The 24,720-nt window shown below is 65.5% G+C and carries 19 protein-coding genes and 1 pseudogene; 11 read left to right on the top strand and 9 right to left on the bottom strand.

Features of this window, described 5'->3' with window-relative positions:
* Positions 1–13 precede the first annotated feature (13 nt).
* Both LPN03_RS14050 and araB read right to left on the bottom strand, forming a co-directional pair.
* Positions 14–733, bottom strand: coding sequence for an L-ribulose-5-phosphate 4-epimerase (locus tag LPN03_RS14050; protein ID WP_262454703.1), 720 nt, complete (start codon positions 731–733; stop codon positions 14–16).
* Positions 730–2,436: a ribulokinase gene (gene araB, locus LPN03_RS14045; RefSeq protein WP_262454702.1), complete on the bottom strand. Its 1,707-nt coding sequence runs from the start codon at positions 2,434–2,436 to the stop codon at positions 730–732. Before araB ends, LPN03_RS14050 begins: the two co-directional genes overlap by 4 nt.
* A 277-nt stretch (positions 2,437–2,713) precedes the next feature.
* Here araB and chvE point away from each other — a divergent pair, with 277 nt between their 5' ends.
* From chvE to mmsB, 3 genes are all read left to right on the top strand, one after another.
* Positions 2,714–3,835, top strand: coding sequence for a multiple monosaccharide ABC transporter substrate-binding protein (gene chvE, locus LPN03_RS14040; protein WP_262454701.1), 1,122 nt, complete (start codon positions 2,714–2,716; stop codon positions 3,833–3,835).
* Between the two features lie 123 nt (positions 3,836–3,958).
* On the top strand, positions 3,959–5,479 hold the full coding sequence (gene mmsA, locus LPN03_RS14035; RefSeq protein WP_410468597.1) for a multiple monosaccharide ABC transporter ATP-binding protein: 1,521 nt from the start codon (positions 3,959–3,961) through the stop codon (positions 5,477–5,479).
* Entirely contained in the window at positions 5,476–6,663 is a 1,188-nt protein-coding gene (gene mmsB, locus LPN03_RS14030) for a multiple monosaccharide ABC transporter permease (RefSeq protein ID WP_165182719.1), read from the top strand. The genes mmsA and mmsB overlap by 4 nt, the downstream gene beginning before the upstream one ends.
* 12 nt (positions 6,664–6,675) lie before the next feature.
* Here mmsB and LPN03_RS14025 read toward each other — a convergent pair whose 3' ends face one another.
* Positions 6,676–7,071: a winged helix-turn-helix transcriptional regulator gene (locus tag LPN03_RS14025; RefSeq protein ID WP_262454699.1), complete on the bottom strand. Its 396-nt coding sequence runs from the start codon at positions 7,069–7,071 to the stop codon at positions 6,676–6,678.
* An 89-nt stretch (positions 7,072–7,160) separates the two neighbouring features.
* Between LPN03_RS14025 and LPN03_RS14020 the strand changes: the two genes are divergently transcribed.
* A complete protein-coding gene (locus tag LPN03_RS14020; RefSeq protein ID WP_262454698.1) occupies positions 7,161–7,775 on the top strand; it encodes an NAD(P)-dependent oxidoreductase in 615 nt (204 codons plus the stop codon).
* On the opposite strand, the gene LPN03_RS14015 is transcribed toward LPN03_RS14020, so the two are convergent.
* Genes LPN03_RS14015 through LPN03_RS14005 form a run of 3 tightly spaced genes read right to left on the bottom strand, consistent with a single transcriptional unit; the run spans position 7,772 to position 11,667 of the window.
* Complete coding sequence (locus LPN03_RS14015) at positions 7,772–9,220, bottom strand: phytoene desaturase family protein (RefSeq protein ID WP_262454697.1); 1,449 nt, start codon at positions 9,218–9,220, stop codon at positions 7,772–7,774. The two genes, LPN03_RS14020 and LPN03_RS14015, sit on opposite strands and share 4 nt — an antisense overlap.
* Positions 9,213–10,580 carry a hypothetical protein gene (locus LPN03_RS14010; RefSeq protein ID WP_262454696.1) on the bottom strand — a complete coding sequence of 456 codons (1,368 nt, stop codon included), beginning with the start codon at positions 10,578–10,580 and terminating at the stop codon, positions 9,213–9,215. The genes LPN03_RS14015 and LPN03_RS14010 overlap by 8 nt, the downstream gene beginning before the upstream one ends.
* 10 nt (positions 10,581–10,590) lie before the next feature.
* Positions 10,591–11,667, bottom strand: a complete 1,077-nt coding sequence (locus tag LPN03_RS14005) for a LacI family DNA-binding transcriptional regulator (protein WP_262454695.1) — start codon at positions 11,665–11,667, stop codon at positions 10,591–10,593.
* 1,332 nt (positions 11,668–12,999) lie between these two features.
* On the opposite strand from LPN03_RS14005, the gene LPN03_RS14000 reads away from it, so the two are divergent.
* The 4 genes from LPN03_RS14000 to LPN03_RS13985 are packed head-to-tail and all read left to right on the top strand — an operon-like array spanning position 13,000 to position 18,787.
* Entirely contained in the window at positions 13,000–14,010 is a 1,011-nt protein-coding gene (locus tag LPN03_RS14000) for an ABC transporter permease (RefSeq protein WP_316255816.1), read from the top strand.
* A gap of 2 nt (positions 14,011–14,012) precedes the next feature.
* Entirely contained in the window at positions 14,013–14,939 is a 927-nt protein-coding gene (locus tag LPN03_RS13995) for an ABC transporter permease (protein WP_262454694.1), read from the top strand.
* Positions 14,932–17,022: an ABC transporter ATP-binding protein gene (locus LPN03_RS13990; RefSeq protein WP_262454693.1), complete on the top strand. Its 2,091-nt coding sequence runs from the start codon at positions 14,932–14,934 to the stop codon at positions 17,020–17,022. The genes LPN03_RS13995 and LPN03_RS13990 overlap by 8 nt, the downstream gene beginning before the upstream one ends.
* Positions 17,023–17,080: 58 nt before the next feature.
* Positions 17,081–18,787, top strand: a complete 1,707-nt coding sequence (locus LPN03_RS13985; protein ID WP_165182727.1) for an ABC transporter family substrate-binding protein — start codon at positions 17,081–17,083, stop codon at positions 18,785–18,787.
* An 86-nt stretch (positions 18,788–18,873) separates the two neighbouring features.
* On the opposite strand, the gene LPN03_RS13980 is transcribed toward LPN03_RS13985, so the two are convergent.
* The 3 genes from LPN03_RS13980 to LPN03_RS13970 all read right to left on the bottom strand — a co-directional run bounded on the left by LPN03_RS13980 (position 18,874) and on the right by LPN03_RS13970 (position 21,671).
* Positions 18,874–19,488: a PH domain-containing protein gene (locus tag LPN03_RS13980; protein ID WP_262454692.1), complete on the bottom strand. Its 615-nt coding sequence runs from the start codon at positions 19,486–19,488 to the stop codon at positions 18,874–18,876.
* Positions 19,476–20,075 carry a histidine phosphatase family protein gene (locus tag LPN03_RS13975; RefSeq protein WP_370875269.1) on the bottom strand — a complete coding sequence of 200 codons (600 nt, stop codon included), beginning with the start codon at positions 20,073–20,075 and terminating at the stop codon, positions 19,476–19,478. Before LPN03_RS13975 ends, LPN03_RS13980 begins: the two co-directional genes overlap by 13 nt.
* 96 nt (positions 20,076–20,171) lie before the next feature.
* Entirely contained in the window at positions 20,172–21,671 is a 1,500-nt protein-coding gene (locus tag LPN03_RS13970; protein WP_370875221.1) for a CCA tRNA nucleotidyltransferase, read from the bottom strand.
* Positions 21,672–21,796: 125 nt separating this feature from the next.
* Between LPN03_RS13970 and LPN03_RS13965 the strand changes: the two genes are divergently transcribed.
* From LPN03_RS13965 to LPN03_RS13955, 3 genes and pseudogenes are all read left to right on the top strand, one after another.
* Positions 21,797–22,336, top strand: a complete 540-nt coding sequence (locus LPN03_RS13965; protein WP_262454690.1) for an NUDIX hydrolase — start codon at positions 21,797–21,799, stop codon at positions 22,334–22,336.
* A gap of 121 nt (positions 22,337–22,457) precedes the next feature.
* Positions 22,458–24,221, top strand: coding sequence for a murein biosynthesis integral membrane protein MurJ (gene murJ / locus LPN03_RS13960; RefSeq protein ID WP_262454689.1), 1,764 nt, complete (start codon positions 22,458–22,460; stop codon positions 24,219–24,221).
* Between the two features lie 98 nt (positions 24,222–24,319).
* A pseudogene (locus LPN03_RS13955) lies at positions 24,320–24,720 on the top strand (ABC transporter substrate-binding protein); the annotation flags it as partial.

Raw genomic sequence — 24,720 nt, 5'->3', positions numbered from 1 at the left:
TCCAAATTAGGGGTTATTGGCCGTAAACGTTCTGGTAGCGGTGGTGCAGGGAGGCAATCAGCGCCGGGTCAAGGGGCAGCGGCTGGCCCAGCTGGCGCGAAACATGGACAGTCTTGGCCACCTCCTCGCACATGACGGCGGCCTTGACCGCCGCGCGCGCATCCCGCCCGATGGTGAACGGCCCGTGGCTCTTCATGAGCACGGCCGGCGACTTCGAGGACTGCAGGGTCTCCACAATGCCGCGCCCAATGGAGTCGTCCCCGATCAGCGCGAAGGGCCCCACGGGAATGTCACCGCCAAATTCGTCGCCCATCATGGTCAGCACGCACGGGATCGCCTCCCCGCGCGCCGCCCACGCCGTGGCATAGGTGGAGTGCGTGTGCACCACCCCGCCCACCTCCGGCATGTGGCGGTAGACGTAGGCGTGCGCTGCTGTGTCCGACGACGGTGCAAGGGCTGGGTTGCCCCAGTCGCCTGCCGCCGGGGCGCCGTCAAGGTCGGTGACCACCATGGATTCCGGCGTCAGCTCCGCGTAGGCCAGGCCTGACGGCTTGATGACCATCAGCTCCTCCCCCGGGACGCGGGCCGAAACATTGCCGGCCGTCCACACCACCAGGGCGTACCTGGTCAGCTCGGCGTGCAGGGCGCACACCTCGGCGCGGACGGCGGCCACCTTCTCCGCCACGGTCGGGGTGGGGGCCGGGGGTGTTTGGCCCGTCACTGCGGCACTCATGCCGGAACCTCCCCGGCAGCCCTGCGCGCAATGGCCTTGAGCCGGTGCATGACCCCATTGGCTCCCCGGCCAAAGTAGTCGTGGAGGGCGGTGTACTCGGCAAAGAGCTCGTTGTAGGCAGCCACGTTCCCCGCGATGGGCAGGTAAATGTCCGCCGGAGCGGCACCCATGGCGCCGGAGGCCGCCCGGACGTCGGGATAGGCGCCGGCCGCAACGGCGGCGTGGATGGCCGATCCCAGCGCCGGGGCCTGCGTGGAGCCGATGGTGCGCACGGGCAGGCCAGTCACGTCCGCGTAAATCTGCATCAGGAGCCGGTTGCGGGGCAGCCCGCCGGCGGCCGTGAATTCATTCACGGGCACACCCGAGGCCTTGAAGGCCTCGATGATGGTGCGGGTGCCAAAGGCCGTGGCTTCGAGCAGGGCGCGGTAGCTGTCTTCGGGCTTGGTGGCCAGGGTCTGCCCCACCACCACCCCGGACAGTTCGTGGTCCACCAGCACGGAGCGGTTTCCGCTGTGCCAGTCCAGGGCGATGAGCCCGTGCTGGCCTATTTTCTGTGCGGCAGCCAGCTCCGTCAGGTGTTCGTGCACGCTGAGGCCGCGCGCCGCGGCGTCGTGGTGGTACTGCGGGGGAACACCGTTCTTCACGAACCAGCCGAAAATGTCGCCCACGCCGGACTGGCCGGCCTCGTAGCCCCACAGCCCGTCGATGATGCCGCCGTCCACGGCACCGCACATGCCCGGGACCTCACGAAGTTCGGTGCCGTTCATGACGTGGCAGGTGGACGTGCCCATGATGGCCGTCATGGCGCCGGGGGCCACGGCGCGGGCGGCCGGGGCGGTGACATGCGCATCCACGTTGCCCACGGCCACGGCGATGCCTTCCGGGAGCCCTGTCCATGCCGCCGCCTCGGCGGTCAATGTGCCGGCGGAGTCCCCCAGCCGGCCGATCGAGTGTTCCACCTTGTCTGCGACGAAGCCGGAGAAGGCGGGATTGAGTGCGGCCAGGAAGTCCTCGGAAGGATAGGCGCCATCCTGGTAAATGCCCTTGTAGCCGGCGGTGCACGCGTTGCGGACATAGGAACCGGTCAGCTGCCACACAATCCAGTCCGCAGCCTCAACCCAGTGGTCCATGGCCGCGTAGACTTCGGGGTCCTCCTCCAGCAGCTGCAGGCCCTTGGCGAACTCCCATTCTGAGGAGATCAGCCCGCCATAGCGGGGCAGCCAGGACTCGCCGCGCTGGGCAGCCAGCGTGTTGATCCGTTCCGCCTGGGGCTGCGCTGCGTGGTGGCGCCACAGTTTCACATAGGCGTGAGGACGGTCTGCCAGGCCCGGAACCTCGTTCAGGGGGGTGCCGTCCGCCAGCGTGGGGACCATGGTGCAGGCCGTGAAGTCGGTGCCAAGCCCGACGACGGCTGCCGGGTCGATTCCCGCGTCGCGGATGGCGGCGGGGACTGCATGTTGGAGCACCAGGCGGTAGTCGTTGGGCACTTGCAGCGCCCAGTCCAGGCCCAGCGGAACGCCGCATGGGAGAGCCTCCGCCAGGACGGCATGCGGGTAGTCAAACGTCCCGCTGCCCAGTTCCGCGCCGTCCCTCACCCGGACCACCACGGCCCGTCCGGACAGGGTGCCGTAGTCAACGCCGACCACGTAAGTGTCCGTGCCCTCCCGTTGGGGCAGCACCGGCGGCGGTGGGATTTCAGTCATGGAGGCCTCTCGGAAACAGGATGGTGTGGTTTCAGTCTCAATTGTGAACGCTAACAATTGACAATGTCAACAACCCCTAAAACCCTGCGGAGCCCAGCATGCCGCCGCATCCCGGGCTTGACACGACCCATGTGAGGCGGCTTACACTTTACCCCACGTGTTAGCGCTAACAATCTATTGGCGCTGCTGGCACGACAATTACTTGGAATCCATGCCAGGGGCCGCCACCTTCGCCGGCCCCTGGTGTTGACGCCCTCGGGACACAAAGGAACAAACCATGAGATTCAAAAGTTTGATCGTTGGGGCCGTAGCCCTGGGCCTTGCTTTGGGGACGGCAGGTTGCGGCACCCGGGGCGGTGAAGCCGCCGCCGGCTCCGGCGCCGCCAATTCCAGCGGGGCCCTGATCGGCATCGCCATGCCCACCAAAACCTCGGAACGGTGGATCAAGGACGGCGACGCCATCAAGGCGTCGCTGGAAAAGCTGGGCTACAAAACAGACCTCGAGTATGCCGATGACAAGATCCCCCAGCAGGTCCAGCAGGTCAGCAACATGATCACCAAGGGTGCGAAAGTGTTGATCATTGCCTCGATTGACGGTACGGCACTGAGCGACCAGCTGGACAACGCAGCCAAGGCCGGCATCAAAGTCATTGCCTACGACCGCCTCATCAACGGCAACAAGAACGTTGACTACTACACCACCTTTGACAATGAAAAGGTGGGCGTGGAGCAGGCCACGTCGCTGCTGACCGGGCTGGGCATCCTCGACGATGCAGGCAAGGAAACCGGGAAGAAGGGCCCGTTCAACATTGAGCTCTTTGCCGGCAGCCCCGACGACAACAACGCCACCTTCTTCTACAACGGCGCCATGAAGACCCTGAAGAAGTACCTCGACAACGGCACCCTGGTGGTCAAGAGCGGCCAGACCGGATTCACCCAGATCGCCACGCTCCGCTGGGACCCGGCCACGGCCCAGAAGCGCATGCAAAACCTCATTGCCAGCACCTACTCTTCCGGCACGAAGGTGGACGGCATCCTGTCCCCGTATGACGGCCTGTCCATCGGCATCATCTCCGCCCTGCAGGCCTCCGGCTACGCCTCCAACGCACTGCCCATCATCACCGGACAGGACGCCGAGGCCGCTTCGGTGAAGTCCATCATCGCCGGCCAGCAGTACTCGACGATTTACAAGGACACCCGCAAGCTGGGCGACCAGGCCGTGACCATGGCCGACGACCTGCTCAAGGGCAAAACCCCCGAGGTCAACGACACCACCAGCTACAACAACAAGGTCAAGGTGGTCCCGACCTTCCTGCTCCAGCCGGTGGTGGTCACCAAGGCGAACTACACAAAGGAACTGGTTGACAGCGGCTACTATACGGCCGACCAGCTGAAGTAGCCCGGCGCAGCGCCACCATGCGCCGTGCCGCGGCCACACCGGCCGCGGCACGGCGCCGGCAACCGAACCACTTGTTACACCACTGCAAAACAAAGGACGACTGTGACATCCACCATCCTTTCCATGCGTGCCATCACCAAGACATTCCCCGGAGTCAAGGCCCTGCAGGAAGTGTCCCTGGAGGTGGAGCGCGGCCAGGTCCACGCCATCTGCGGTGAAAACGGCGCTGGAAAATCCACCCTCATGAAGGTGCTGTCAGGCGTTTACGCCGCCGGCAGCTACGACGGCGAAATCCACTTTGAGGACAAGCTGTGCGAGTTCAAGGACATCAAGTCCTCCGAGGCGGCCGGGATCGTCATCATCCACCAGGAACTGGCGCTGAGCCCGTTCCTGTCCATCGCGGAAAACATCTTCCTAGGCAACGAGCTCTCCACCCGCGGCTTCGTGGACTGGAACAAGACCAACCTGGAAGCGTCGAAGCTGCTGGCGCGCGTGGGGCTGAACGACCACCCCACCACCAGGGTTGCCGACCTTGGCGTGGGCAAGCAGCAATTGGTGGAGATCGCCAAGGCGCTGTCCAAGCAGGTCAAGCTGCTGATCCTTGACGAGCCGACGGCGGCCCTGAACGACGGCGACTCCGCCAACCTGCTCAAGCTGATCAAGCACCTCCAGGGCCAGGGCATAACCGCCATCATGATCAGCCACAAACTCAACGAGATCAAAGCCGTGGCGGACAAGGTGACCATCATCCGCGACGGCCGCACCATCGAAACCCTTGACATGCACGCGGATGAAATCACGGAAGAACGCATCATCAAGGGGATGGTGGGCCGGGAGCTGAACAACCGCTACCCGGAGCACACCCCCCGCCTTGGCGCCGAGCTGCTGCGCGTGGAGGACTGGTCGGTTTACCACCCCGTCGACCAGACCCGCCAGGTGGTCAAGAACGTCAGCTTCAACGTCCACGCCGGTGAAATCGTCGGCATTGCCGGCCTGATGGGGGCCGGGCGGACCGAACTGGCCATGAGCGTCTTCGGGCACGCCTACGGAACGCGAATCAGCGGCCGCGTGTACAAGGAAGGCGTAGAGATCCAGACCAACACAGTCTCCGCCGCCATCAAGCACGGCATCGCCTACGCCACCGAGGACCGAAAGCACTACGGGCTGAACCTGCTCGACAACATCATGCGCAACGTTTCCGGCGCGGCCCTGGCCAAACTGTCGCGCTGGGGCTGGGTGGACAGCAACAAGGAGCGCCTGGTGGCGGACGGCTACCGGAAAAGCATGAACATCAAGGCGCCCAACGTTGCCTCCATCACCGGAAAGCTCTCCGGCGGAAACCAGCAAAAAGTGGTCCTGTCCAAGTGGATGTTCGCCAACCCCGACGTCCTGATCCTTGACGAACCGACCCGCGGAATTGACGTTGGCGCCAAGTACGAGATTTACACCATCATCAACAAACTCGCCGACGAAGGCAAAGGCATCGTCGTCATCTCCTCAGAACTGCCCGAACTGCTGGGCATCTGCGACCGGATCTACACCCTGGCGGAGGGCCAAATCACGGCCAACGTTCCCCGGGAAGAGGCCACGGCAGAACACCTCATGCAGTTCATGACCCAAGCAAAGGACCAGGACGCACGATGACCGCAGTTAGTTCCGCCCTGCATTACCTGACCGGCCAGCTCCGCCAGATCGGGCTCTTCATTGCCCTGATTGTGATCATCATCTTCTTCCAGATCACCACCAACGGCATCACGCTGGCCCCCATCAACGTTTCCAACCTCATTGTCCAAAACAGCTACATCCTGATCCTGGCCGTGGGCATGGTGATGGTCATCATCGCCGGACACATCGACCTCTCCGTAGGTTCCGTCGTCGCCTTTGTCGGCGCCATGTCCGGCGTCATGATCACCCAATGGCACATGCCCTGGTGGCTTGCCATCGTCGCCTGCCTGGTGCTGGGCGCCGTGGTGGGCATGTGGCAGGGCTTCTGGATCGCCTACTTCGGCATCCCGTCCTTCATCGTCACCCTGGCCGGCATGCTCACCTTCCGTGGCCTGACCCAGATCGCTCTGCAAAACCAGCAGATTTCCCCGTTCCCGGACGAATTCAGGGCACTGGGCAGCGGCTTTCTGCCCGATCTGGGCGGCGGCACGTCCTTGCTGGAGCCGCTCACGGTCATCCTGGGCGTCCTGGCCACGGCGGGAATGATCCTCTCCGACATGAAGCAGCGCGCCTCACGCAAGAAGCACGGACTTGAAGACGAGCCGCTCCCCTGGTTTGTCCTGAAAATGGTGTTTACCGCGGGGCTGATCCTGCTCATCACCTTCCTGCTGGCCAGCTACCGCGGCACGCCCATCGTCCTCATCGTGATGGGGGTGCTCATGGTGGGCTACTCCGCCGTCATGGCCAACTCCGTGTGGGGCCGGCACATTTACGCAATTGGCGGGAACATGCACGCCGCCGAGCTCTCCGGCGTCAACACCAAGCGGGTCTCCTTCACGCTGTTCATCAACATGGGCGTGCTCTCCGCGCTGGCCGGCCTGGTCTTTACCGCCCAGCTCAACCTCGCAAACCCCAAGGCCGGCGACGGCTTCGAGCTGGACGCCATCGCCGCCGTGTTCATCGGCGGGGCCGCCGTAACGGGCGGCATCGGCACGGTGGTCGGCGCCATCATCGGCGGCCTGATCATCGGCATCCTCAACAACGGCATGTCCATCATGGGGGTGGGCACCGAGTACCAGCAGTTGATCAAGGGCCTGGTGCTGCTGGCCGCCGTCGCGTTTGACGTGTTCAACAAGCGCCGGGCCAAGGCTGCCACCAAGTAGCCCGGCCCGCGGTCAGAGGCGGTCCTGGGCGTCGTCGTAGGCGTCCCGGGCCGCCAGCATGGCCGCAACATTGTGCTCCGCCCAGTGGCGAAGCTCCGACAGCGGGCCCAGCAGGGTTCGGCCCAGCGGTGTCAGTTCATAGTCCACGCGCGGGGGCACCTGCGCAAAGACCGTCCGCGTGACCAGCCCGTCCCGCTCAAGGGCCCGCAGGACCTGCGTGAGCACCTTTGGGGTCACCACCTGGACCTGCGCCCGCAGTTCGGAAAATCGAAGCGGCCCCTCCGCCAGCACCTGGATAACCAGCGACGCCCACTTGTCCCCCACCCGGGCAAAAACCACACGCGACGGACAAGCCGGATCCATGACGTCCCCAACAAAATCCGCCCGGCCGGCAGCTTTAGTATACATTTGGTAACCCAGTTTCTTTGTAATGCCCAGTATCTTCTGAATAGTATTGTGCCACCAGTTCCCATTGGATACCAACACAAGGAGTTCCCATGAAGATCGCAGTTTACGGAGCCACCGGCATGGTCGGTTCGCAGCTCGTGGCCGAGGCCCTGCGGCGCGGCCACGACGTCACCGCCATTTCCCGTTCCGGCCGGGAAGTCCCCGGCTCACCCGCCGCCGCGGTCCTGGCCGCCGACCAGGCCGACGCCGGCACGCTCGCTTCGGTTGCCACCTCGCACGACGCCGTCGTGCTCGCCACCGGGCCGAGCCGCACCGGCGGGGACCACCAGCTGTGGCTTGATGCCACCGCCTCGGCCCTGGCGAACGTGGGCGGCACTCGGACCATCGTGGTGGGCGGTGCCGGCACCTTGACTGTCGACGGAACGCGCCTGCTGGACATGCCGGGCTTCCCCGATGCCTACCGCGCGGAGGCGCTGACCGCCGCCGCTGCGCTGGACTCGATCAAGGCCCTGCCGGAACACGTCAACTGGACCGTCCTGGCTCCCGCCCCTGAAATTGCACCCGGGCAGCGCACGGGCAGCTATGTGGTCGGCAGCGATTCGCCCGCCGGGGACCATATTTCCACCCAGGACTTTGCCGTGGCCATGGTGGACGAACTCGAGGCCCCCAAGCACCTCCGGCAGCGCTTCACGGTGGCCAACTAAGCCCGGAGGTCGGGGGCCGGCAGCCCAAAGGTGTGGCGCAGGGCGGACTGTGCCGCGAGCCAGCCGCCCATCCCGTGCACGGCAGGGCCGGGCGGCGTGGAGGCCGAGCCCAGGTACAGCCCGGGCGACGGCGTCCGCCACGGCTCCCGGGCCACCACGGGGCGCTTGAGCAGCTGCCCCAGCGTCACGGCGCCGGAGCTGATGTCGCCGCCAATGTAATTGGGATTGTGCGCGGCAACGTCCTGCGCGGTGGAGGCGTGAGAGGCCAGCACCAGGTCCCGGAAGCCCGGGGCGAACCGTTCCAGCTGGGCCGTGACGGCTGCCGTTGCGTCCTGGCTGGAACCGGCAGGCACGTGGGTGTAGGCCCACAGGGTGTGGCACCCATGCGGTGCCCGCGTTGCATCCAGCACCCCCGGCTGCACCACCAACACATACGGGTCCGGGGGGTGGCCGCCCGAGATGACGGCGTTTTCCGCCGTCGCGATGGCCCGGCGTGAGCCGCCCAGGTGGAGGGTGGGGGCACCGAGCAGCTCCGCATTGCTCCACGGCACAGGCCCGGAAAGCGCAAAGTCCACCTTGCAGACTCCGGCACCATAACGGAAGGATGCCAGCTTGCGCATATAACGCTCCGGCAATTCCTTGGCTGCAAGCTGTGCCAGGGCCCGTGGCGTGAGATCGCAAATGACGGCGCGTGCTCCCGTCTCCGCCCGCAGTGCTGCGATGTCCGTGACAGGTGCATCCAGCTCAATGGTTCCGCCATGGGCGCTGAAGTCGGCGGCCATGGCATCCGCAATGGCCTGCGAACCGCCCCGCGGCACCGGCCATCCGCCTGCGTGTGCAAGCGCCCCCAACAACAGCCCCGCGCCCGCGGTGGCCAGGCCGGGCAGCCTGCCGATGGCATGGGCCGCCACGCCTGCCAGCATGGCCGGGGCGGCGTCCTCCCGGAAACGAAGCTGCCACGCCGGCGTGCCTTGTTCCACGGCGCGCAGCCCGAAGCGGAGCACGGCCAGCGGATCCCTGGGTATCCTCAGCAGGCCGTGCTGGGTAAAGTCAATGACACCGTCCAGGCGCTCCAGCAGCGGCCTCATGAGCTGCCGCCAGGCGGGACCGTCCGCGCCCAGCGAATCAACCGTCCGCTCCAGGTCCCGGTACGCCACGCCCGCGCGTCCGCCGTCGAGCGGGTGGCCGTAGGAGATCTCCGGCACCAGCAGCTCAATCCTCCCGGCCAGGCCAAGGGCCCGGAAGAACGGCGAGGCAAGCGCCATGGGGTGCACGGCGGAGCAGACGTCATGGCGGAAGCCCGGAAGGGTCAGTTCCGCCGTCCGGGTCCCCCCTCCAACGGTGGCCCCGCCCTCGTACAGCACAACTGACAGCCCAGCCCGGGCCATGGTCACCGCAGCGGCGAGGCCGTTGGGCCCGGCACCCACCACTGCCACGTCAACCATGGCGGGCGCCAACGCGACGGGGCAGGCCATGGCGAGGCTGCAGCAACCCGCGAACCAGGAGCGCGGCCAAAGCGCAGCTGGCCGCACCGGCCAGGGCCGATGCCAGGACGAAGTAGGGGGTGTCGATGGCGTGCTGGTCGCTGATGTTGCCCAGGACCTTGCTTTGGAACAACATCAGCGCAATGAAATGCACGGCCACCGCGGCCTGCCACAGCAGCACCGGCCGCCAGCGGGGCAGGGCCAGCGCCAGTAGGGGCAGCAGCCAGACGGCGTGCCACGGCTGGGCAAATTTGTCCACCACCAAAAGCCCCGCCACCGCCACGGCTGAGAGCTCCGCCAGGCTCGGGAGGGCAGGTGAATACAGGCCGAGCGCCACCACGCCAAGGACCACCAGCACCAAGAGCGCGGCTGCCAGGCCGTTGACGGCACCGCCGTCGAGCCCGGGCAGGCCAATGCGGGCAGCCAGCAGGTTCCAGCCGCCATAGATGGAGGACTCGGTGGCCGTGCCGCCGAGGAAGCCGCCCATGTACTGCCGCCAGGCGGAACCATCCAGCGCCATGACAGGGGCCAGCACCAGCAGCCAGCCCACCACCCCGGCGGCAAGTGTCTCCAGCGCCGCCGTGGCCTGCCTGGTCCGGATCCCCAGGACCAGCACGGCAAGGAGCACCAGGAAGGCGTACGGGGCGGCCATTGCCGCCACCCCCAGCACCAACCCGGCCCACAGCGTGTTGCGCCGGACAAAGAGGAGGATGCCCAGGCCCACCAGGGCTGCGGCCCAAAAATCCCAGCTGACAAAGGCCGTCAGCAAAAGCAGCGGGCTGGCCGCAACCATGGCAGCATCCCACGGCCGCCTGCCGGCCGTGCGCGCCACCACCACCACGGTAAAGATCCAGACAGCGGCAACCAGCAGCGCGTTGGCGTCAAAGAAGGCCAGTGTTCGCGCCGTGCCCGTTCCGGCGAAACCGGTGAGCCAGGCGGCCATACCGGCCGCGAAGCCGGACACCGGCGAACCGTCAAAGGTGGAGCCGGGGCTGACAAAGGGAAACCAAGAGCCGGGCCAGCCGGCGGGAATGGAATTGGGAAACTTTGACCAGCACACGGTGGAGTATTGGTCAGGCGTGGTCCAACCGGACACCCGGCAATGGTTTTTGGCCACCACGGCAAGCAGCGCGGAGACAGCCGCCATGATGACCAGGACCCGTTCCACCGTGAAGAAGCCGGGGCGGCTCCGGCCGGGCTCCGTGCGGCGGCCCAAGGGGCCGCCCACAGGCTCAACCATGGCTGCCAGCAACGGATCGCTGCGTGAGGGCACAACGATGGAATCTTCCTGCGACGGTCCCGCGGCCCGTGAATCCTGCATGGACACGAGCCTACCGGCTTGACCCCTCTGCTCCCTCGATCGCGGCGCTGACAGCGGTGCCTTCCGCGGGCGGCAGGGGGGCCGTGCTGGCCCGCTGCACCAGCTGCGACTGGATCCGCACCGAGAACAGTGGATCGCTGCCGGCAATGCCATCCAGGATCATCCCCACGCAACGGCGGCCCAGCTCCGCAAAATCCTGACGCACGGTGGTCAGGGGCGGAAAGAAGTAGCCGGAGTCGGGGTTGTCGTCGAAACCCACCACGCTCAAGTCTTCGGGAATTCGCAGGCCCATCTCGTGGGCTGCCCGCATCAGGCCCAGCGACATCTGGTCATTGCCGGCAAACACCGCCGTGCACCCCTTGCCTGCAAAAAGTTTCTTTCCCGCCTCGTAGCCTGACTCGGCGCTCCAGTCACCCACCAGCAGCGGCCCGGGCTCCAGCCCGGCATCGGCCAGGGCGCCCTCCCAGCCGCGGCGGCGGGCCTTGGCGTCAAGCCAGTCCGTGGGACCCATGATGTGGGCGATGGTGCGGTGCCCCAGATCAATGAGATGCCGCGTGGCAAGCCACCCGCCGCGCTGCTGGTCCACGCCCACGCTGTGCACTCCGGAGGACCCAATGTCACCGATCACCACAATGGGCACGCCCGGGTTCAGCCGTTCAATGGCGCGCACAATGGCTTCCCTGGGGGCAATGACCACCAGCCCGTCCACCTGGTGGGAGAGGTGGTATTCAATGGTTTCAATGATGGCCGCTCCGCCGGTATCCGCCTGGCCCACCGAGTTGACGGCATATCCGGCGGCGTGCGCGGCTTCCTGGATGCCCAGCAGAATGTGGGAGGGGCCGTACTGCTCCATGCTGTGCGCCACCACCCCCAACGTCTCCGAGCGCCGCGTCACCAGCTGCCGGGCGGCGGTATTGCGGCGGTAGCCGAGTTCAACGATGGCCGCTTCCACGCGCTGGCGTGTCTTTTCACTGACGTTGGGCAGGCTGTTGATGACCCGCGAAACCGTCTGGTGGGAAACGCCGGCCCTGGCGGCAACGTCTTCCATGACGGGCGGTCGCAAGCCCGGATTCACGCTTTCACCCATGATCAGCCTTTTCTCCGGTCCAGGCAGGGTAGCCCAAGTTCAATCAATTCTCACAGAAACAGTCCCACGGCGCACAACAAACAGCCCGCGCCGGGCGGCGCGGGCTGTTGCTCGCTGGCAGGGGCGGCATGTGCTGTCCCTGCGGGTGCTGGGCCACGTGGGCAGAATGAGTAATGGTCATCCTGCGGCCTCCTCTCATGGACGGCGGGCACCTACCGGATGTTGAACAGGTCTATCCGGAGGATCTGCCGCTGCTGCTGCTCGCGCATCTCATTGAACTTTTGCATGTCCACGGGGGCGAAGAACACTCTCCTGGCTGATGGCAAAGAACGCTTTTCCTTCAATTGAAACACCCCCTTTCCACCACTAATGAACTATTGGATAAACTATTTTTTGGCGCAACAAATAAAGCCATTGTTTCCTCACGAAAATAGGCGCTACAAGAGCACAAAAGAGCGCGAATTGTTTTGTGCATTGGTTCCGGAATCAACCGAGTGGTGGCCAAGCGGCGCAGATGGGTGCAACGCCCCATTCCAGGCCGGAGCCGCGTCAGGCGGTTGTCCGGACAGGGACAGGGTGGGTCCTCAGCGGGATTGGCCGTTCTCGGGAAGCCTCAGCGAAGCGTCCCGGATGCGTACGTAATCTCCTTAAGGGATTACGACGCCTTGAGCGCGTGCCACGAGGAGGCTGGCCGGGAATCATTGACTCCGGTCGTAATAATGGTGATCATCATGGCCTCCTTCCATTGAGCACTGCCCTAACCTAAAGCGGTTATCCCAAGTGAACTCATCGGGACTAATAGTAAACGTACAGCATTTCACGGGGTATTGGCCAGCCCATGGGGAAAGTTAATGTAAATATTTCTTTGCGGACCATTTGCAGCCCCGTTCGGAAGCCGGTTTCACAGCCGGCCCGCGGCCCAGCGGAGGCCCTGCCTGCGCGCGGGACACCACCTCCGAAGGGCACGACACGCGCAAGGTGGCGGATAACTCTTTCATTACATTCCTGCCCGCGCCGGGCACCGGAACGCGTTGGCCCGGCCCCAGGGATTCCGGGGGTTTGAACACCGTTTGGAGCAAAGATAAGTTACCGGCGGGTATGCCTGGGCCCCCTTCCCGCACCCCACCGCCCCGCAGTCGGCTGTGACCTGGAGTACATTGGGCACCGTAAAGGGGGAACGGGACTTCGCTTCCCTTTTCGCCCAAGGGAACGAACGACCCCTGCTTCGCACGGCCGCCACCCCTGGCCGTAGTGACAGACCAGCACTAAGGATGATTTTTTGCCACTGCACCGACCCAACCGGCGGATGGCGCATCGTCTTAACGATGCCCCATGCGCGGATCCGTGGGGGTTGAACCCATGATCGGCTTCATAGTAAAACGCTTCATCAATTACGCGATCCTCTCCGCCATTGCCACCCTGAGCGCCTATCTCCTGGCGAGCACCATCCTGAATCCGGCGGGGCGGTATCTTGGCCGCAACCCGCGGCCCTCGGATGAAACCATCAACTCCATCCTGACCGGGCTGGGCGTCAACCCCCACACGCCCGTCATCGAGCGGCTGTGGACCTGGGTGGTCAACCTGGTGACCCACGGCTCCCTGGGCGACACCATCCACAACACCACGGTGGTGAGCGAAATGGCGGCGCGGGCAGGCACCAGCCTCCGCCTCCTCATTCTGGGCACCATCATTGCCGCCATTGTCGGCGTGGCCATTGGCGTGTGGGGGGCGGTGCGGCAGTACAAATTCAGTGACCAGGCCATTTCCTATGCCTCGTTCACCATCCTGGCCACGCCGTCCTTCGTGCTGGGCATCCTGCTGATGATCCTGGCCACCCTGCTCAACAACGTCCTGGGCGTCCAGCTCATCAACTTCACGGGCGAATACACGGCAGGGCTCGACGGCGGCTGGTGGGTCCAATTCTGGGACCGGGCCGCGCACCTGCTGCTCCCCACCATTTCCCTGGCCCTCATGGGTGCCGCCGGCTATTCCCGGTACCAGCGCAGCGCCATGCTGGACGTGCTCTCCGCCGACTACATCCGCACGGCCCGCTCCAAGGGCCGCACCCGGGGCTCCGCCCTGGTCCGGCACGGCGTCCGCGTGGCACTGATCCCCATGTCCACCTACTTCGCCTACTCCTTCGCCACGGTGCTGGCCGGCGCGGCAGTGACTGAACTGGTCTTCAGCTGGCACGGCATGGGCGAGATGCTGGTCAATGCCATCACCCAAAGCGACATCAACGCCTTCACGGGTGCTGTGCTGTTCAATGCCGTGCTGATCCTGATCGCCGGAACGCTTTCCGACGTGGTCTATGCCGCCCTTGACCCGAGAGTGAGGGTGTAGCCATGTCCATGCTTGACGAAATTCCCGTTGCAGACCCCGCAGCAGGGAACCCCGAAGTCATCCAGTCCCCGAAGCCGGTCTCCCGCTTTCGCCTGGTCCTCTCCCGCCTGCGCAGTACGCCGCGCTTTTGGGTGGGCATCATCGGTCTTGGCACAATAGTTTTGTGGGCCATCTTTGGGCTGGCACCCAACGCCTGGAACGCCTCTGACCTGGACACTTTCAACATGGGTTCCAGCCCCACGGCACTGCACTGGTTTGGCACGAGCGACATTGGCGAGGACATTTACGCCCAAACCATTGTCGGCCTGCGCAAGTCCCTCATCATCGGGCTGCTGGTGGGCCCCCTGGCGGCCATCATTGCGGGCGTTGTCGGGGCTGTGGCCGGTTACGTGGGCGGCTGGTGGGACAAGGCCATTGTCTGGGTCATCGACCTCCTGCTGGTCCTGCCCAGCCTGTTCCTGTTCATCCTGCTCAGCCCCATCTTCAAGTCGCTGTCCTGGGTGGCGTTGATCTTCCTGCTTGCGGGCTTCGGCTGGATGATCATGGCCCGGGTGATACGGGCGCAAACCAAGTCCCTGCGTGAACGCGACTTCATCAAGGCGGCCCGGTTCATGGGCGTGGACACCTGGACCATCATCCGCCGCCACGTGCTGCCGAACGTCTCCTCGCTGCTGATCATTGACGCCACCCTGGGCGTGGGCGGGGCCATCCTCAGCGAAACCACCCTGAGCTTTTTCGGCTTCGGCATCCAGGCCCCGGACGTCTCCCTTGGCACCCTGCTGGCCTCCGGCCAAAGCGCGGCGGCCACCCGTCCCTGGCTGTTTGTCTTCCCTGCCGCCATCCTCGTATTTACGGTGCTCTCCGCCAGCCTTGTTGGCGACGCCTTGCGCGACGCCGTGGACCCAACCTCCGGAGTCAACCGTGATTAGTCAAAGCAACCACCTCCTGGAGGTCCGTGACCTGTCGGTCACCTTTCCCCAGCCGGGCGGCTCCGTCACCGCCGTCCGGGGCGTCAACTACCACGTGGACAAGGGCGAATTCCTGGGGATTGTGGGGGAATCCGGATCCGGCAAGTCCGTGTCTTCGCTGGCCGTCATGGGACTGCTGCCGTCTTCCGCGCAAATCAGCGGCGACATCCTCTTCGAGGGGCGTTCGCTGCTGGGACGCAGCGACAGGGAACTGTCAAAGCTGCGCGGTGAGGGCATTTCCATCATTTTTCAGGACCCGCTCTCGGCGCTGACCCCGGTGTACACCATCGGGGCCCAAATAGCCGAGGCCCTTCAGCTCCACGACAGGGCACTGTCCAAGCTGGCCGCCAACGCCCGCGCCGTGGAACTGCTGAAGATCGTGGGCATTCCCAATCCGGAGCGCCGGGCCCAGTCCTTCCCACACGAATTCTCCGGCGGCATGCGGCAGCGCGCCATGATCGCGATCGCCATCGCCAACAACCCGCGCCTGATCATTGCCGATGAACCGACCACTGCCCTGGACGTCACCATTCAGGCGCAAATCCTGGAGGTCCTGCAGAAGGCGAAGGACCTCACGGGCGCCGCCGTGGTGCTCATTACCCACGACCTGGGCGTGGTGGCAGGCAACGCCGACAGGATCGCCGTCATGTATGCCGGCCGGATTGTGGAAACCGGCACCGTGGACCAGGTGTTCCATGCCCCCACCATGCCGTACACCATTGGGCTGCTGCGTTCCATGCCCAACCTGGCCACGGCCGGCCACACCCGGCTTGTCCCGCTGGAAGGGCGCCCGCCACAGCTCAGCAACCTGGCCCCGGGCTGCCCCTTTGCCCCTCGCTGCCCTGTGGCCATTGACGCCTGCCGAACCACCGAACCCCCCTTGACCAGCATTGACGGCAACCCGCTCAATGCATCGGCGTGCCTGCGCGTGGAGGAGATCTCCGGGGGCGCGCTCAACCGCGCCGCACTGTACCCGGTTCCGGCGCCCATTGCCCTGGAGGAACGCGCCGAGGTGGCACCGAAGACAGTGCTGGCTGTGGACCAGCTGGTGCGGCACTTCCCCCTCACCAAGGGTTCCGTCTTCAAGCACTCCATTGGCAAGGTGCGCGCCGTGGACGGCGTCAGCTTTGACATCAAGTCCGGCCAAACGCTGGGCCTGGTGGGCGAATCCGGTTGCGGCAAGTCCACCACCATCATGGAAATCCTGGAGCTGGCCAAGCCGCAGTCGGGCCAGGTCACCGTGAACGGCCGCGATGTTTCGACCATGTCCGCCAAGGAGCGCCGCACACTGCGCCAGGACATCCAGGTGGTGTTCCAGGACCCCATGGCGTCCCTGGATCCGCGCCTGCCCATCCAGGACATCATTGCCGAGCCTCTTACTGTCCACGCCGTGCCGGCCAAGGAACGGTCCCGAAGGGTGCGGGATGTCATGGAGCTCGTCGGGCTGGACCCATCCATGGCGTCCCGCTACCCGCACGAATTCTCCGGCGGGCAGCGCCAGCGCATAGGCATCGCCCGGGCGCTGGTCACGGATCCCAAGATCGTGGTGCTGGACGAGCCCGTCTCAGCCCTTGACGTCTCCATCCAGGCGGGCGTGATCAACCTGCTCGAGGACCTGCAGGAAAAACTGGGGCTGTCCTACCTGTTTGTGGCCCACGACCTCGCCGTGGTCCGCCAGATCGCCGACAATGTGGCCGTCATGTACCTGGGCCGGATTGTGGAAAGCGGCCCGTCGAGCGAAATCTTCGACCATCCGCAGCATCCGTACACCAGGGCGCTGCTGTCCGCCGTCCCGGTCCCCGACCCCACCCTGGAGCGCAGCCGCCAGCGGATCATCCTCCAGGGCGAGCTGCCCAGCCCCACGGAGGACATTGCCGGCTGCAACTTCCGCACCCGCTGCCCGCTGTACCAGCTCATGGACCAGGACGGCCAGGAACAATGCCGCACCCTGGACCCGGCACGGCGCCAGGTCCACGGCAGCTCCGTGGCCTGCCACCATTCCGAACACATCGACCTCATGACACTCGCAACGAGCCAACCATGACCATCTCAAGAAGCACGGCCCCCGTCACCCGCTGGGGAACACCACAATGGAGGAAACAATGAAACACATCAAGAAGATGATGGGAGCCGGCGTCCTAACCCTGGCCCTCGCCGTCACGGGCTGCAGTGCCGGCGGCGGCGGCAATGCCAAACCCAGCGTGAACAACAGCAAGGGCGCCTCCGAAACGGCAACCCTGCCCACCACGGCCTGGGTTTCCGCCGATTACGCCGCCGTCAAGAATGGCGGCCAGCTGACCCTGGCCGTGGACCAGCTGCCTGACAACTGGAACATGCTTCAGGCCGACGGCGCCAACGCCGCCGCCGGGCAGATCATTGATCCCACCTCAGGCGGTCCCGTCAAGATCAACGCGGACGGCACCTGGGCGGTCAACAAGGACTACGCAAGCGATGTCAGCGTTGTTAGCCAAGACCCGCAGGTCATTGAGGTCAAGCTCAACCCAAAGGCCGTGTGGCAAGACGGAACGCCCATGACCTACAAGGATTTTGAAGCCACCTTCAAGGCCAACAGCGGCGCCGACAAGGCCTACCAGATCGCCGCGGACAACGTCTACAAGGACATTGCCTCGGTCACCAAGGAAGATACCGACCAGAACTTCAAGATCACGTTCAAGAACAAAAACGCCGACTGGGCCTCCATCCTCGGCGGCGAGGGCTCCATCATGCCCGCCTCCATCGCCTCCGACTCCAAGGCGTTCAACACGGGCTACAAGACCAAGCCCATGCCCTCCAACGGTCCGTTTGAGGTTTCCAACGTGGACACCAACGGGCAAATCGTCACGCTGACCCCGAACCCGAAGTGGTGGGGCGAAAAGCCGAAGCTGGACAAGATCCTGATGAAGGTCGTTTCCCGTGACGGCCTGGCCCAGGCCTATGCCAACAAGGAAATCGACGCGCTGATCATCGGCACCAGCAAGGACAATTACGACACTGCCAAGAAGCGCACCGACGGCTCCGTCCAGCAGTCCGGCGGCGTGACCTGGAGCCACATCACCCTGAACGGTTCCAAGGGGCCGCTGGCCGACGTCAAGGTCCGCCAGGCAGTGGCCCACGCCATTGACCGCGACACCATGTCCGCCAGCCGCCTCAGCCCCATTGGCGCCCCGGTGACCAACATGAACAGCTACATCTTCATGCCCGGCCAGAAGGGCTACCAGGACAATGGCACGTCGGCCATTGGCTACGACGTTGCCAAGTCCGCTGCCCTCCTCAAGGAGGCCGGCTATGCCAAGGGCTCCGACGGCGTCTACGCCAAGGACGGCAAGGAACTTGTGCTGACGTACACCCTGGATGCCAACAACCCGGTGTCCGAGCAGTCCTTCAAGCAAGTCCAGGCCAACCTCAAGGCCGTGGGCATCACGCTCAAGAACAACACCGTTCCTGCGGACAAGTTCTTCTCGGACTACGTGCTCAAGTCCAACTTTGAGATGGTGAGCTTCGCCTGGCAGGGGACGGCGTTCCCGATCTCCTCGGCTGAATCCATCTTCTACCCCGCAGAAGGCGGCCAGAACTACACGGGCCTGACCGACCCCAAGCTGGGCGAGATGTGGGCTGCCGCCAATGCGGAACTGGACCCGGCCAAGCGCCTGGTGCTGGCCAATGAGATCGACAAGGCCATCTTTGCCTACGTCCCCGTCATCCCGCTGACCCCCCGTCCCATCACGTTCGGCGTGAAGAATGGCCTGGTCAACTACGGTGCCGCACAGTTCCAGTCCATCGACTGGACCACGGTGGGCTGGAAGGCCTAGCCACACCCGTACGTGATAAAGGGCCCTGCGGTTTCGTCCGGGCCCGGCCGCCATCCGGTGGCTGGGCCCGGACGAAACCATTTAAGTCAGGTGACGGTGCCCGCCAAGGAAAGTAGCAGCAACAGGACACCGACGACGGCGACCGGCACGTTCCAGCGGCGGGTCACCGACTGCTCCGGGCCGGGCTGGGAGGCGGAGCCACCCGCGGAGGAAGCGCCGCCGTCGTGCTTCCCGAGGTGTTTCCCATCGGCCTGGGCCCGCTCCCAAGCGTCCCAGGCCGCCTCGACGGCCGCTTGGGTGCGCGGCAAGGAAGCCATGGTGCGGGCGCCACCCGTGCCGGTGAGCATCTTCGGCCCCAGCTTTCCGGCGCCTGGCGCGCCCCAGCTCACGATGCGCCCGGACGCGGTGTCAAGGCTGACGTTTTGCGCCACGCGCACCGCCCGCAACGCGCCGAAGGGAACGGTGTGCTCGCGCAGCAGGTTGACCACCGCGAGCCCGCCCTGCCGCACCTCCAACCGTGGGCGCCACAAGAGCACAAACAACGCCCAAGCCACCAGCAGCAGCCAGGGCAGGAAGTGCCAGATGCCCGCCGGAGTGCCGGTCATCAGCAGGTTGAGCGCGAAGAAGGCGCAAAACAGCCACGCCACAACGGCCAGGGCCCTGGTGGGCGTGGAGTGCAGCGAGGCGGCTACAGGCCCCATTGCTCGATGGCCGGCGTCTTCTTGTCCCAGCCCAGGGTGCACACCTTGGCCGTGCCGAGGGCAAAGTGGCGTCCCTGGCCGGCGTCGAGCCCCAACCAGCGCGCCGTGAGGATGCGCAGGAAGTGCCCGTGGGCCACCAGCAGCACATTGGCCGGCATGGTGCCGTCCGGCAGGGGTCCGCGTGCCCGGGCCACGATGAGGTCCGCGCGCGCAGCCACCTGGTCCAGCGTCTCGCCGTTGGGCACGCCGCTGTCCCAGATCAGGTAGCCGGGGTTTTCCGCGCGCACCACGGCGCTGTTGATGCCTTCGTAGTCGCCGTAGTCCCATTCAACTGCATTGGGCTCCACTTCCGCGTCGGGGAAGCCCGCGAGTTCGGCGGTGCGGCTGGCGCGCTGCAGCGGCGAGGTCAGCACCAGGTCAAAGCTTGTGCCGGCCAGGGCTGCGCGGGCGGAGCGGGCCTGTTCTTCGCCCACCTCTGTCAGCGGCAGGTCCGTCAGGCCCGTGTACTGACCGCTGCGGGACCACTCGGTTTCGCCGTGGCGCAGCAGCCACAGCTTGGGTCCTCCGGGGACCGGAATGTGGGTCAGGGGGGTGGAGCCTGCCGGTTCAACGGGAGTTGAGCTGCTCATGCGGGGGTCCTGTTCTGTTGGGTGGGCTGAAGGGATTGGGAGGCGGTTCGCGCCTCAGGCGTCGTCCGCGGGAGCGTCCTGGTCGGCGGGTCCGGCGTCGACTTGGGCGTCGGCTTGGGCGTCGGGTTGGGACTCCGGCTGCCCCGCCCACCACGCGTGCAGGGCGGCTTCCGCCTGCTCCGCCGACTGCGGGCCTTCATCCATGCGCAGTTCCAGCAGGAACTTGTACGCCCTGCCCACCACAGGGCCCGGCTTCAGGCCCAGCATGGCCATGATGGCCCCGCCGTCCAGGTCCGGCCGGATGGCGTCGAGCTCCTCCTGCGCGGCCAGCACGGCAATCCGCTGCTCCAGGTCGTCGTAGGCGAAGGACAGCCTGTCCGCCTTGCGCTGGTTCCGGGTGGTCACGTCCGAACGGGTCAGGCGGTGCAGGCGCTCCAGGACGGGTCCGGCGTCTGCCACGTAGCGGCGGACGGCCGAGTCCGTCCAGCCTGCGTCCCCGTAGCCGTAGAAGCGCATGTGCAGCTCCACGAGGCGGGAAACAGCCTTGATGGACTCATTGTCAAAGCGCAACGCCTTCATGCGCTTTGCCGTCAGCTTGGCTCCGGCCAGGTCGTGGTGGCGGAAGCTCACGGCCCCGCCCGGCTCAAAGCGGCGGGTCTTGGGCTTGCCGACGTCGTGCATCAGCGCGGCAAAACGGAGCACAAAGTCCGGGCCGGGCACCGGACCGTCCGGGCCGGTTTCCAGGGCAGCAGCCTGCTCCAGGACCTGCAGGGAGTGCTGGTAGACATCCTTGTGGCGGTGGTGCTCGTCGGTCTCCAGCTTCAGGGCCGGCACTTCGGGCAGCACCAGGGCGGCCAGGCCTGTCTCCACCAGGATGTCGACGCCGGCGCGCGGCTGGGCCCCGCAAATCAGCTTGACCAGTTCATCGCGGACCCGTTCAGCGGAGATGATGCTGATGCGCCCGGCCATGTCCTTCATGGCGGCCAGGACGGACGGGTGCAGCCCAAGGCCCAGTTGGGAGGCGAAGCGGGCGGCCCGCATCATGCGCAGCGGGTCATCAGAGAAGGACTGTTCGGGCGTACCCGGGGTCCGCAGCAGGCCGGCCGCCAGGTCCCTGGCGCCCCCGTGGGGGTCCACGAGTTCCAGGCCGGGCAGGCGCAGGGCCATGGCATTGGTGGTGAAGTCGCGGCGGGCAAGGTCGTCTTCCAGGGACGTGCCAAAGGCGACGGCGGGCTTGCGCGACTCGGGGTCGTACGCCTCAGCCCGGTAGGTGGTCACCTCAATGAGCAGCACCTCCTTGTTGCGGTTGCGCTTGCGGAAGCCGATGGTGCCAAACGCCCGCCCCATCTCCCAGTGCGAATCCGCCCACTTCGCGGCCACGGCCAGGATCTGGTCCGGCGTGGCATTGGTGGTGAAGTCCAGGTCCGGTGACGTGCGACCCAGAAACAGGTCGCGGACCGGCCCGCCCACCAGGGAAAGTTCGTAGCCGGCATCGGCAAAGAGGCCGCCCAATTCAAGGACGACCGGGTCTAAATTCGAGGTATCTGGCACCATTTCCATAGTCCCTTAAGAATGCCAGACTTTTCCCCGTCCCAGCCGTCGGGGCGAAGCGGCGGCACAGCAAACAGGCTGATCCGCCCTGTCATCATCCCGGCCCAAAGATAGCTAGAGTGGACTGCATGGTCCACCCAGTGCCGCGCGCGCCGAAAAGGGGCCCATTGCCACCGGCAATGGGCAGCCACAACGCGCCCGCCACGCAGGGGTCGAACAGCCAGCTCCCCACAGTGGAGGAAATTTCCGCCGGCGGTGTGGTGGTCGACCAGCACGGCACGGGCCTTCGGGTGGCGATCATTGCCCGGATCAACCGCGGCGGCCGCCTTGAATGGTGCCTGCCGAAGGGCCATCCGGAAGGCGTGGAGAACTACGCCGAGGCAGCTGTTCGGGAGATCGAGGAGGAGACCGGCATTGCCGGGGACATCCTGGCCCCGTTGGGCAGCATTGACTACTGGTTTACCGTCAGCGGACACCGGGTCCACAAGACAGTCCACCACTTCCTGCTGCGGGCCACCGGCGGCGAGCTGACCATTGACAATGATCCGGACCACGAGGCCGTGGACGTCGCGTGGGTTCCCCTGTCCGAGCTGGCGCTCAAACTGTCCTTCCCGAACGAACGCCGCATCACCGACCTGGCGCAGGACTTGCTGCCCGAATACTTCTAGCAGCCAATCCCCGCCGCCGCTCCTTGGTGCCTTGCCGGCATGCAGCTCCCATCCGGGTGCCAATGAGATGATGGGGATGATGTCTAACGTAGATCGGGTGAGAATCCCTCCCAAACCCAGCATGCCGCCGTCGAACGCCCCGGTACGCCGCAGCGGCCTCGGTGGCGGCCTGGAAGCTGGCGGTGCGGGCGCGGCTGCGAACACCCGCGGCGCCGGCCAGCCGCAAACGCAGGCGCAGGCCGCCCGTTCCAGCGCCTCCATGGCCGTGGGCACGCTGGCCTCCCGCATCCTGGGTTTTATCAAGGGCATAGTTTTGGGCATCGCGGTGGCCGGCACCACTGTCGGCGACCTCTTTGAAAGCTCGAACTACCTGCCGAACCTGATCTTCATGCTGCTGGCCGGCGGCGTGTTCAATGCCGTGCTGATCCCGCAGATCATCAAGGCCAGCAAACAACCGGACAAGGGCACCGACTTCATTTCACGGCTGCTGACGCTGGGCGTGACTGGCCTGTTCGTCGTTACCGCCCTGGTGGTGGTGCTGGTGGCGCCGATCACCTCGCTGTCCACCACGTATTCAGGCAGCCAGTTGAAACTGGCCATCACCTTTGGCATGTTCCTGCTGCCGCAGATCTTCTTTTACGGCCTCTACTCCCTGCTGGGCCAGGTGCTCAACGCCCACAACGCCTTCAAGGCCTACGCCTGGGCGCCCGTGCTCAACAATGTGGTGGCCATTGCCGGCCTGCTGGTTTTCATCGCAGTGGCGGGCAGTTCCGCCAGCACACCCCACACCGTGGACAACTGGACGGCGGGCCAGAGCTGGCTGCTGGCCGGCACGGCAACACTGGGCATTGTGGTCCAGTCGGTGATCTTGCTGATTCCCGTCCAGCGGCTCGGCCTGGGGCTGCGGCCCAAGTTCGGCTGGCGCGGCACGGGCCTGGGCGCCACGGCCCGGATCGCCGGCTGGACCATGGGCACCATGGTCATCGGCAACCTGAGCTTTATCCTCATCCTCAAGATCGCCACCATCCCCACCGGCAGCAAGCCGGATTCCGGCACCGTCGCGGACTCGGTCATTCCAGGTGTCTACGCCTTGAACCGCGCCGTGGAACTCTACATCATGCCGCACTCCATCATTGCCCTGTCCATTGCCACGGTGATGTTCACGGCCATGGCACGGGCCGCGGCCGCCCATGACTTCTCCGGGCTACGCAGCTCCCTCTCCCGCGCATTGCGCACCACGGGCGTGGCCACCGTTTTTGCCGGCGTGGCCCTCATTGTGCTTTCCGGCCCGTTCGGCATGCTTTTTGGCGGAAACCAGGAGTTTGCAGGGCGCCAGATCGCCATTGTGCTGGCCATCCTGGCCATCGGGGCACCGTCCTACAGCATCAATTTCATCCTCAACCGGGTCCTTTACGCCCAGGAGGACGCCAAGACCCCTTTCGTCATCCAGTGCATCATGGTCTGCATCGGACTCGGGACGGCCCTGCTGGCAGCCCTGCTGCCGGCGCCGTTCATCATTTACGGCATTGCCTGCAGCTACACCGTCAGCAACATCATGGGACCTGTGGTCAGCCACCTGTTCCTGCGCGCCCGCCTGGGTGACTATGGCGGCGGGCTGATCCTGCAGGCGCACATGCGTTTCCTGGCCGCCGCCCTGGTTTCCGGGCTGGCCGGGGAATTCGTGCTGATGCTGCTGGGCGGCCAGTCCGCCCAGGGGTTCATGTGGCATTCCATCGCCGCCGCCGTGGTGACGCTGGCGGCCGTGGGCTGTGTCATGGCGGCTGTCTATGTGGTGATGCTCAAGCTCCTGCACGTGCATGAGCTGGACGACATCCTGGCGCCCCTGCGCTCCAAACTGCTTTCCCGGCTGCCGGGGCGCCGGTAGCGGTCCACAGCTTTCACGCCATGGTCCTATAGAATCAGTGCAATTACGGCATGTTGGGAAATTCCGGCACACGCCACCAACGTTACAAGGAGGATTCGGTGCCACAACCCATTGATGTGGGCTCCATCCTGGGCGGCCGCTACAAGGTGACCGGGCGAATCCTGGCCTCCGCCGAGAATGACGTCATCCTGGACGGCCTGGACCAGGTTTTGAACCGACCAGTCAGTATCCTTGTGTCAGCGCCCGCCAACTCCGAAAACCTGACGCACAGCGCCCGCGAAGTTGCCACCGGGGAGCGCGTGTCCAACGTCTCCATTCTTGACCTGGGCCAGCAGGACGGTTCGGCCTACCTGATTGCCTCCCGGACCACCCCGGCAGACCTGCTGGACCTGGTTGTTCCCACGGAACCGTCCGACGCCGGCGTGTACCAGGAGCCGTTCTTCACCGACACCCTGGGCACAGAGATTTTTGGGTCTGCCCGGGACGCCGCCCCCAGCGC

Origin of the sequence: Arthrobacter sp. A2-55 (assembly GCF_025548615.1) — a bacterium.
Lineage (GTDB): Bacteria > Actinomycetota > Actinomycetes > Actinomycetales > Micrococcaceae > Specibacter > Specibacter silviterrae.
Note: the sequence above shows the minus strand (reverse complement) of the source record. Positions and strands in the feature narration are given on the sequence as shown.

Excerpts from the sequence above, each read along its gene's own strand:
- araB (WP_262454702.1), bottom strand. The coding sequence starts at position 2,436 with ATGACTGAAATCCCACCGCCGCCGGTGCTGCCCCAACGGGAGGGCACG.
- mmsA (WP_410468597.1), top strand. The coding sequence starts at position 3,959 with ATGCGTGCCATCACCAAGACATTCCCCGGAGTCAAGGCCCTGCAGGAA.
- LPN03_RS14025 (WP_262454699.1), bottom strand. The coding sequence starts at position 7,071 with ATGTATACTAAAGCTGCCGGCCGGGCGGATTTTGTTGGGGACGTCATG.
- LPN03_RS14000 (WP_316255816.1), top strand. The coding sequence starts at position 13,000 with ATGCGCGGATCCGTGGGGGTTGAACCCATGATCGGCTTCATAGTAAAA.
- LPN03_RS14010 (WP_262454696.1), bottom strand. The coding sequence starts at position 10,580 with ATGCAGGATTCACGGGCCGCGGGACCGTCGCAGGAAGATTCCATCGTT.
- LPN03_RS13965 (WP_262454690.1), top strand. The coding sequence starts at position 21,797 with ATGGTCCACCCAGTGCCGCGCGCGCCGAAAAGGGGCCCATTGCCACCG.
- chvE (WP_262454701.1), top strand. The coding sequence starts at position 2,714 with ATGAGATTCAAAAGTTTGATCGTTGGGGCCGTAGCCCTGGGCCTTGCT.
- LPN03_RS13995 (WP_262454694.1), top strand. The coding sequence starts at position 14,013 with ATGTCCATGCTTGACGAAATTCCCGTTGCAGACCCCGCAGCAGGGAAC.
- LPN03_RS13970 (WP_370875221.1), bottom strand. The coding sequence starts at position 21,671 with ATGGTGCCAGATACCTCGAATTTAGACCCGGTCGTCCTTGAATTGGGC.
- LPN03_RS14050 (WP_262454703.1), bottom strand. The coding sequence starts at position 733 with ATGAGTGCCGCAGTGACGGGCCAAACACCCCCGGCCCCCACCCCGACC.
- LPN03_RS14005 (WP_262454695.1), bottom strand. The coding sequence starts at position 11,667 with ATGGGTGAAAGCGTGAATCCGGGCTTGCGACCGCCCGTCATGGAAGAC.
- LPN03_RS13980 (WP_262454692.1), bottom strand. The coding sequence starts at position 19,488 with ATGGGGCCTGTAGCCGCCTCGCTGCACTCCACGCCCACCAGGGCCCTG.
- LPN03_RS14015 (WP_262454697.1), bottom strand. The coding sequence starts at position 9,220 with ATGGTTGACGTGGCAGTGGTGGGTGCCGGGCCCAACGGCCTCGCCGCT.
- LPN03_RS14020 (WP_262454698.1), top strand. The coding sequence starts at position 7,161 with ATGAAGATCGCAGTTTACGGAGCCACCGGCATGGTCGGTTCGCAGCTC.
- mmsB (WP_165182719.1), top strand. The coding sequence starts at position 5,476 with ATGACCGCAGTTAGTTCCGCCCTGCATTACCTGACCGGCCAGCTCCGC.
- LPN03_RS13985 (WP_165182727.1), top strand. The coding sequence starts at position 17,081 with ATGAAACACATCAAGAAGATGATGGGAGCCGGCGTCCTAACCCTGGCC.
- murJ (WP_262454689.1), top strand. The coding sequence starts at position 22,458 with ATGCCGCCGTCGAACGCCCCGGTACGCCGCAGCGGCCTCGGTGGCGGC.